The sequence below is a fragment of the Rodentibacter trehalosifermentans genome (assembly GCF_002000545.1).
GTDB lineage: Bacteria > Pseudomonadota > Gammaproteobacteria > Enterobacterales > Pasteurellaceae > Rodentibacter > Rodentibacter trehalosifermentans.
This window is the reverse complement of the sequence record NZ_MLHL01000034.1, coordinates 1-7545: the sequence shown is the minus strand read 5'-3', so window position 1 is coordinate 7545 and position 7545 is coordinate 1. Positions and strand designations below refer to the sequence as shown.

The window sequence follows — 7545 nt, the reverse complement described above, 5'->3', positions numbered from 1 at the left end:
ATTAACGGCATTGAAAATTTTTGGAGCCAAGCCAAGCGGATACTCCGAAAATATAATGGAATCGACCGAAAAAATTTTCCCTTATTCTTGAAGGAATGTGAATTTCGGTTTAACTTTGGAACACCAAAAGAGCAACTTAAAATGTTGCGAAAATGGTGTGGAATTTAGGGCTAATCTACGTCAGCCCCAAAAATAAAGATGAAAAGGCTATTACAAAATTGTTAGATTTAGCTTATTTAGCAAAAAATATTATTGATTATCTTGATTCTGTCGGAGAAAAAGAAACTACAAAAGAGATTTATAAACTGGTTTTGCTTATGGGAAATGAGGAGCAGAAAAAAGAAGCAGAGTTTTATCTTGCAAAGTTATCTTACGGTAGCCTTGATGAAATGGAGAAACAGGATGGGAGAGATAAAATGCAATGGCTCGCATCTGAAGATTACCCTCCTGCATTAATGTTTTTAGGTTTTCTCTATAGTAGAGAACTTTATGCCGATAAAAATCGTGTCAGAGAGTATTATGAAAAAGCATTGAACTCAATGGGTAAAGAGGAATATCGGGAATACAAGGAAAGGGATATTCTATGGGATATTTATAACATAGACTATTGGGAAAAGAACAATAGGAAAAATAACTATCATTTATTAGAAAAGGCAAAATGCGATGAAAATGTTTTAGATGAAGATGATGATATTGCTTTATGCTCAATAAATCTTGCGGAACACTATGTTGAGTCAGGAAAATATGATAAAGCAAAGGATATCTATGAAAGAATATTAAGGTATGACAGTGACAATATATTTTCACTATCAGGTCTAGGAGATATTTATTATAAAGGATTAGGAGAACGTCAAGATTTAGCAAAAGAATATTATGGCAAAGCTTGTGATTTAAAATATCAAGAAGCCTGCGATTTATTCCGTGAGGTCAATGAGAAAATTCGCTAGTACATTGAAAGGAAAAGTCTGAATAGGTAAAAAATAATCTTGAATTAAAATTTAAGTCTAACTTTATGGTGGGCTGATTAAAGTGCGGTCGATTTTTCAAAAATTTTTAAGGGGCGGGCAATGCCCCTTTTTTAATGTAACCCCACTTTTCGGCGGATTTTTCTCATCAGTAAAAACACCCAAGGCCATAAGATGCCTGAGGCGATGGCACCGAAAATTTCTTGCCAGTTAAAGGTGGCGCTGTGCAAAAATAATTCTATGAGAAAAATTGAAATGCGGATAAGAAAAACAAAAATAATGATTAATAAGCTTTGAAACCATAGCGAGAGGTTGCGTAATATCAGGTGATTTTTAGCGATAAAGTAAAAGGCAATAGAAAGAACCAATGCGTGTATCCCTAAGGTTGAACCTAATACCAAATCCCATATTAGCCCTATCCAAAATGCGATACCAATACTAATTTTATTGGGAATCGCCAAAACCCAATAGGTGAGTACCAATACTAACCAAGCTGGTTTAAAGGCTTGAAAGCCCATTGGCCAGGGGGCAAGTTCCATAACTAATGCGACGATAAAGAATAAAAAAATCGTCGCCCATTGTAGAATTAAGCGTAGCTGCATTAGTCTTCCTCCCGGTGTTCTTGCTCCGGTGATACGACCTCATCTTGAGGTGGCTCTGTGGGGATTTCCGGTTCTATGCTTTCTTTTGTATTCTCTATTGCTTCTTGTTCGTCAGTTACTTTTGTTTTATGGACGGTATTATTGGCTTCATTTGCCTGGCTTTCTAGCCGTTTTTGGACGAGTTCACGCACTTCTTCCGGTGACATAGACTTCACTTTTGCCATATCAAGGTTGCTTGGCCATAGCAGAAGAACATAACGTAATCGATCTAAAGAGGCGAGGGGTTTTGCTTTGACGGTTGCAAAATAATTTGAACCATCTCGGGAAACACTTTGCACGATCGCAACAGGATAGCCTTCAATAAAGCGTCCGCCTAATCCGGAGGTAACTAATAAATCACCTTTTTCAATATCGACAGAGCGTGGTACGTTTTCCAATGTTAATTCATCGGTATGACCTGTGCCACTGGCAATCACACGAACATCATTGCGTAATACTTGCACAGGAATAGAATGGGTGACATCGGTAAGCAATAATACACGGCTGGTTTCGGCACCCACAGAAATAATTTGTCCGATCACCCCTTTTTCATCAATCACGGGTTGACCGACATAAGCCCCGTCTTTTTCACCTTGGTTAATGACAATTTGTTGTCGATAAACATCGGTTTCCGCTGTTAAAACTTCGGCGATTTTTTTGTATTCATCGGTTCTTAAGGGGGAGTTGAGTAATAAGCGCAAGCGTTGGTTTTCAACTTTTAGCTGATCCAACAATAATAAATCGGCATTTTTTTCTCGAAGTTGCTCACGCAATACTTTATTTTCAATTTGTAATTTGTTGGTATCTACAAAATTATCGGATACGGAGTCTAATACCGTACGCGGACTATTTGCCAAATAGTATAAACCACTGACCGTTGTTTCCATCACACTACGGGCTTGATTCATTGAATTTTGCCCATCGGCTAGAATAAGTGTAACGGACGCAATAATCGCAAGGGTTAAACGGATACCTAAAGGTGGGGCTTTACCAAAAATCGGTTTCATTAAAATACCTGAATTATTGATAGCTCAAAACAAAAGTGCGGTCACAAAAAACAATGTTTTTTGAGCGTTAGCTATGCTAACAACCCCGATAGGGGGAGCAAGTGAGCTGGCGAATTTGCGAATAATATCAACCGCACTTTTATTGATGATAAATTAGAGTTCGTCACTAAAAATATCGCCGCCGTGCATATCGATCATATCCAGTGCCTCACCGCCACCACGTGCCACACAAGTGAGTGGTTCTTCTGCTATGATTGCCGGTACGCCGGATTCTCGGGAAAGGAGAACGTCAATATTACGCAATAGTGCACCGCCGCCGGTTAAGACCATTCCGCGTTCAAAAATATCTGCGGCATGTTCAGGCTGACATTCTTCTAGGGCGGTACGTACCGCAGCGACAATACCGTTTAGCGGTTGTTGGATGGCTTCTAATACATCACGGGAAGTTAATTTGAAAGAGCGTGGCGCACCTTCAGCGAGGTTATGACCATGCACTTCCATTTCTTTAATCTCATCCCCTTCTTGAATATAAGCGGTACCGATTTCTTGTTTGATGCGCTCTGCCGTCGGTTCGCCAATGACGGAACCGAAAGTGCGACGAACATAGGAGATAATAGCTTCATCAAAGCGGTCACCGCCAATACGTACGGAAGAAGAATAAACGATACCGTTTAGGGAAATAACAGCGACTTCTGTTGTGCCGCCGCCAATGTCGATGACCATTGAACCAACCGCCGTAGAAACCGGTAATTTCGCACCAATTGCCGCCGCCATCGGCTCTTCGATTAAATAAACTTCACGGGCACCGGCACCGATAGCAGATTCTTTAATTGCACGGCGTTCTACCTGCGTTGCCCCTGCCGGTACACAAACTAACACGCGTGGGCTAGGACGCATAAAGTTGCCGCTGTGAACCTGTTTAATAAAATATTGCAACATTTTTTCTGTGACGAAGAAATCTGCAATCACCCCGTCTTTCATCGGGCGGATAGCCATAATGCTTTTCGGCGTACGCCCTAACATTTGTTTTGCTTCTTTACCCACTGCGGCAATGCTTTTTAATGACCCCATACGATCTTGACGAATCGCCACCACAGAAGGCTCATCTAACACGATGCCTTGGCCCTTCACATAAATAAGGGTATTTGCTGTACCAAGATCAATAGAAAGATCGTTTGAAAATAAACCGCGTATCTTTTTGAATAACATAATAATTCCGTTCGTTTAAATTGATTGAAAATTAGCCCGAGTTTGAGCGTGAAAAAAATTGTGCTAAATGTAGCAAAAAATCACTGTAGAGAATAGCTTTTTTATAAAAGTGTGATGAAAAATGACCGCACTTTTTTGCCTATAGTTTGTGATCTTGCTCACATTTTTATAAGAAAATTAATCGATCTAGGAAAAATTCTTAGTCTTTCTACGTGATGTTTGCAAGGGAAATAGCGGATTCCGATTTAATATTTGCGAAATTATTTTATTCGGAGTCCAGCCTATGCTTAATTTTTTAAAAGAAGTGAGAAAGCCAACCCTTGATTTACCGGTCGAGGAACGTCGCAAAATGTGGTTCAAACCCTTTATGCAATCCTATTTGGTGGTGTTTTTCGGTTATATGGCAATGTATTTGGTGCGTAAAAATTTTAATATCGCCCAAAATGATATGATCGAAACTTATGGTTTAACCAAAACCCAATTGGGGATGATCGGATTGGGGTTCTCTATCACTTACGGTATTGGTAAAACCGTGGTGTCTTATTATGCGGACGGTAAAAACACCAAACAATTTGTGCCGTTTATGTTAATTCTCTCTGCGCTTTGTATGCTCGGCTTTAGTGCGAGTATGGGCGGTAGTAGCATTGCCATTTTCTTAATGGTGGTGTTCTATGCGTTAAGCGGCTTTTTCCAAAGTACCGGTGGTTCGTCCAGTTATTCCACTATTACAAAATGGACACCACGCAAAAAACGCGGTACGTTTTTAGGGTTCTGGAACCTTTCCCACAATGTGGGCGGGGCTGCCGCCGCAGGTGTCGCATTATTCGGTGCCAATGTCTTTTTTGACGGTCATGTCATTGGGATGTTTATTTTCCCTTCCATCGTGGCATTAATCATCGGGTTTATCGGTTTACGTTATGGTAGCGATTCCCCTGAAGCCTATGGTTTGGGAAAAGCGGAAGAACTATTTGGTGAGGAAATTTCTGAAGAAGATAAAGATGCGGAAGAAAATCAGCTCACCAAAAGACAAATTTTCGTTCAATATGTATTGAAAAACAAAGTTATTTGGTTGCTTTGTTTCGCCAATATTTTCCTTTACATTGTGCGTATCGGCATTGACCAATGGTCGCCTGTCTATGCCTACCAAGAATTAGGTTTCTCAAAAGATGCGGCAATTTCAGGTTTCGCTCTATTTGAAATCGGTGCGCTTGTCGGTACTTTTTTATGGGGATATTTATCCGATTTAGCGAATGGACGCCGTACCCTATTGGCTTGTGTGGCATTAATTCTTATTGTGTTCTCTCTTGAGTTTTATCAATTTGCCACGAATGAAACCATGTATTTGGTCACATTATTCATCCTTGGTTTCTTGGTGTTTGGCCCGCAATTATTAATCGGGGTGGCGGCAGTAGGATTTGTGCCTAAAAAAGCCATTGCGGTAGCGGATGGAGTAAAAGGAACATTCGCTTATTTAATCGGCGATAGTTTCGCAAAATTAGGTTTAGGAATGATTGCAGACGGCACGCCTATTTTTGGTTTAACCGGTTGGGAAGGCACGTTTGCCGCATTGGATATTTCCGCTATTGTGTGTATTGTGTTATTGGCTTTTGTTGCCATTGCTGAAGAGCGGAAAATCCGCCGCTTGAAAAAATTGGAAGCGGCAAAAAGTTAGCCAAAAAGGCTTAACCCTTCCTTGATTTTTTCCTGATTACAAAGTGCGGTCAAAACAGAAAAAGTTTTTACCGCACTTTTTTTCGGTGCTACAATCCGCTGCCTTAAACAGAGGAAAGTCACAATGATAAAAGTTGCACTCATTGATGATCACATCATCGTGCGCTCAGGATTTGCGCAGTTACTTTCACTGGAAGAAGATATTGTGGTGGTGGGGGAATTTGGTTCGGCGAAAGAAACCCGCCAACATTTGCCCCACACTAAAGCAGACGTCTGCATTACTGATATATCCATGCCCGATGAAAACGGATTGGAATTGTTAAAAAGTATTCCTTCGGGGATTCGTTGTATTATGCTCAGCGTGAATGACAGCGAAATAGTGGTAAAAAAAGCCTTAGAGCTCGGTGCAAAAGGTTACTTAAGCAAACGTTGCAGCCCGGATGAGCTTATTCAAGCAGTATGAACCGTGTATGCCGGTGGTGTATATTTAATGCCTGAATTGACGGTAAAACTGGTTTCAAAACGTAATGACAATCCCTTTGAGCAATTAACCAAACGCGAATTACAGATTTGTGAACTCCTTAGCCAAGGTCTTGAACCTAAAGAAATCGGCGAAAACTTGGGATTAAGTTTCAAAACCATCCATACCCATCGTGCGAATATTATGAGCAAATTAGCGGTGAAAAATAACGTGGAATTGACGAATTTATTTCATCAATATTACAAAGTATGAGGTTATTCATCACCTTCCTTTACAGCGGTTTAATGCTGCTTTGTGCTTACTTTTCTTTGTGGGCGATTGCCGATTATTTACTGGGAAATAGCCTAATGGCATTGCTGTTTTTGCCCTTTGCCTTTCGGTTTGGCATCAATTTGCATACGCCAAAAGGTTTTTGGTGGGTGAGTTACGGGGCGGAATTTGCCGTATTGGGCTTATTGATCTTCGCCTCTCCCGATGAATCTTATTTGCCGGCAAGCCTGCTAAGTGCGGTCAGTTTGCCGATTATTTTTCTTATCAAACCTTATTATCAAGGCAATGAAGTCCGCAAACTCAGCATACAGGGCGGATTAGCCTTGGTTATCAGCCTGCTCAACGGCTTGATTGGCAGCCTTTTTTCCTTCTCTTTTTTGTATCTTTTTCTGGTGAGTTTTACGGGAATGCTATTAATGATTCCCGCCTGCTTTTTAGTGGACGAATATCTTTTTAAACGCCCTTGGGTTCCCCTCACCGCCCGGCTCATTCATAAGCCGATTTCGTTGCGGGCTAATCATATTTTAATTTATATCTTTTTGTTTTTATTAAATATTCTTATTCAAATTTATACTCCGGAAGAATTTCATCGTTTTAGTTTATTTGTTCTTTCCGTGCCGATTATTTTGCTCGCCTATGTTTACGGCTGGCAAGGGGCATTATTAGGTACATTGTTAAACAGTATTGTATTGATAGCCACAATGGGGAATTTTTCGAGAGGAGAGTTAACGGATCTATTACTTTCTCTTTCCGCTCAAACGATCACAGGTATTTTCCTCGGTCTGGCGATTCAACATCAACGGGATCTCAACCAGAGTTTATCGACAGAATTGCAGCGCAACCGCCGCCTCACCCGAAAACTCATCGGCACGGAAGAGGCGATTCGCCAAGAAATCTCCCGTGAATTGCACGATGAAATTGGGCAAAACATCACGGCGATTCGTATGCAAGCCTCAATGATGAAACGCCTTGAATCGTCCCCAAAAATTGTAAAAGTGAGCGAAATGATCGAGCAACTTTCCCTAAATATTTACGACACCACAAAAGGCTTGTTAAATCGCATTCGCCCTAAAATGCTGGACGATGTTTCACTTCAACAAGCCATTGAAAATTTGTTTTTAGAACTCGATCTCAAAACTCACGGCATTTCCACCGCACTTTTTTGGGAAAACAAAGCTAATGTGCCGCTTGATCCCATTCAAGAAATTACCCTTTATCGTTTATGCCAAGAGGGATTGAATAACATTGTGAAATATTCCGAAGCCGGTGCGGTGAATCTTTCTATTAGGGGCTGACGTAGA

The 7545-nt window shown here is 40.7% G+C and carries 9 protein-coding genes and 1 pseudogene; 6 read left to right on the top strand and 4 right to left on the bottom strand.

Annotation, left to right across the window (positions count from 1 at the left end):
- Both BKK52_RS06750 and BKK52_RS06745 read left to right on the top strand, forming a co-directional pair.
- A pseudogene (locus tag BKK52_RS06750) lies at nt 1-168 on the top strand (IS1595 family transposase); the annotation flags it as partial.
- Nucleotides 153-947: a tetratricopeptide repeat protein gene (locus BKK52_RS06745; protein ID WP_077478318.1), complete on the top strand. Its 795-nt coding sequence runs from the start codon at nt 153-155 to the stop codon at nt 945-947. The pseudogene BKK52_RS06750 and the gene BKK52_RS06745, both read left to right, overlap by 16 nt.
- A gap of 131 nt (nt 948-1078) precedes the next feature.
- On the opposite strand, the gene mreD is transcribed toward BKK52_RS06745, so the two are convergent.
- From mreD to BKK52_RS06730, 3 genes are all read right to left on the bottom strand, one after another.
- Nucleotides 1079-1567 (bottom strand): rod shape-determining protein MreD, encoded by a 489-nt coding sequence (gene mreD, locus BKK52_RS06740; protein WP_077478316.1) that lies wholly within the window; start codon nt 1565-1567, stop codon nt 1079-1081.
- Nucleotides 1567-2613 carry a rod shape-determining protein MreC gene (gene mreC / locus BKK52_RS06735; RefSeq protein WP_077473519.1) on the bottom strand — a complete coding sequence of 349 codons (1047 nt, stop codon included), beginning with the start codon at nt 2611-2613 and terminating at the stop codon, nt 1567-1569. Before mreC ends, mreD begins: the two co-directional genes overlap by 1 nt.
- A gap of 153 nt (nt 2614-2766) precedes the next feature.
- Nucleotides 2767-3822 (bottom strand): rod shape-determining protein, encoded by a 1056-nt coding sequence (locus BKK52_RS06730; RefSeq protein ID WP_077420726.1) that lies wholly within the window; start codon nt 3820-3822, stop codon nt 2767-2769.
- A 283-nt stretch (nt 3823-4105) separates the two neighbouring features.
- Here BKK52_RS06730 and uhpT point away from each other — a divergent pair, with 283 nt between their 5' ends.
- Entirely contained in the window at nt 4106-5494 is a 1389-nt protein-coding gene (gene uhpT / locus BKK52_RS06725) for a hexose-6-phosphate:phosphate antiporter (RefSeq protein WP_077478314.1), read from the top strand.
- Here the strand turns inward: uhpT and BKK52_RS13510 are convergent.
- Nucleotides 5491-5637, bottom strand: coding sequence for a hypothetical protein (locus BKK52_RS13510; protein WP_158076038.1), 147 nt, complete (start codon nt 5635-5637; stop codon nt 5491-5493). The two genes, uhpT and BKK52_RS13510, sit on opposite strands and share 4 nt — an antisense overlap.
- On the opposite strand from BKK52_RS13510, the gene BKK52_RS14150 reads away from it, so the two are divergent.
- The 3 genes from BKK52_RS14150 to uhpB are packed head-to-tail and all read left to right on the top strand — an operon-like array spanning nt 5618 to nt 7539.
- The gene (locus BKK52_RS14150; protein ID WP_341350070.1) at nt 5618-5956 is read left to right on the top strand and encodes a response regulator; all 339 of its coding nucleotides are present in this window, start codon (nt 5618-5620) and stop codon (nt 5954-5956) included. The genes BKK52_RS13510 and BKK52_RS14150 overlap by 20 nt on opposite strands.
- Before the next feature lie 27 nt (nt 5957-5983).
- The gene (locus tag BKK52_RS14145) at nt 5984-6226 is read left to right on the top strand and encodes a LuxR C-terminal-related transcriptional regulator (protein WP_341350069.1); all 243 of its coding nucleotides are present in this window, start codon (nt 5984-5986) and stop codon (nt 6224-6226) included.
- The gene (uhpB, locus tag BKK52_RS06715) at nt 6223-7539 is read left to right on the top strand and encodes a signal transduction histidine-protein kinase/phosphatase UhpB (protein ID WP_244160221.1); all 1317 of its coding nucleotides are present in this window, start codon (nt 6223-6225) and stop codon (nt 7537-7539) included. The genes BKK52_RS14145 and uhpB overlap by 4 nt, the downstream gene beginning before the upstream one ends.
- Nucleotides 7540-7545: the final 6 nt, after the last annotated feature.